The 955-nt window shown below is 41.0% G+C and carries 1 protein-coding gene; it reads left to right on the top strand.

Annotated elements, in window-relative coordinates:
- A partial coding sequence (locus KQA_RS20540) for a tandem-95 repeat protein (protein ID WP_010181163.1) occupies positions 1–955 on the top strand: 955 nt, incomplete at both ends.

Below are 955 nucleotides of genomic sequence, written 5' to 3'. Positions count from 1 at the left end.
TAGTTTTACCTATACAGTAACTGATAGTGATGGAACAACAAGTGCACCAATCACAGTAAGTATAGTGATCACTCCAGAGAATGACCAACCTGTAGGAAGTCCAGATGCAATCACAGTAGCTGAAGGTGGAACACAAACCGTATTGGATAGTGGAGCAATAACTTTACAAGCGAATGATACGGATTCCGAAGATGGAGTACCAACAGGAGATGTAGTGATAGCTACCAATCCAACCAATGGAACGGTAACGGTAAATACCGACGGTACGTTTAGTTATGTACATGATGGAAGTGAAACAACAACAGATAGTTTTACTTATACAGTAACCGATAGTGATGGTAGCGTAAGTGCACCAATCACGGTAATTGTAGTGATCACCCCAGAGAATGACCAACCTGTAGGAAGTCCAGATGCCATCACAGTAGCGGAAGGTGGAACACAAACCGTATTGGATAGTGGAGCAATAACTTTACAAGCGAATGATACGGATTCCGAAGATGGAGTACCAACAGGAGATGTAGTGATAGCTACCAATCCAACCAACGGAACAGTAACGGTAAATACCGACGGAACCTTTAGTTATGTACATGATGGTACAGATACAACAATAGATAGTTTTACCTATACAGTAACCGATAGTGATGGTAGCGTAAGTGCACCAATTACAGTAAGTGTAGTAGTGACACCAGTCAATGATGTATTGTCAACGGTAAGTATAGCAAGTCCAACGGTATCAGAAGATGCAGGAAGTGTAATAGTACCGGTAAGTATTGATATACCGAGTAGTGTAGATACTGTTGTTGAAATCGTAACGAGTACAGGAGAGACAATTACAGTACTAATTCCAGCCGGAGAGACAAGTGCAGAAGCTGTAATACCAATAGCTGACGATACATTATCAGAGCCAAATGAAATAATTACAGTAAAAGGAACAGTAACGAGTGGAAATACAAGC

This window comes from Aquimarina agarilytica ZC1 (assembly GCF_000255455.1).
GTDB classification, from domain to species: Bacteria; Bacteroidota; Bacteroidia; order Flavobacteriales; family Flavobacteriaceae; genus Aquimarina; species Aquimarina agarilytica.
The sequence above is the reverse complement of the archived record's forward strand: the minus strand, read 5'-3'. Positions and strand labels throughout refer to the sequence as shown.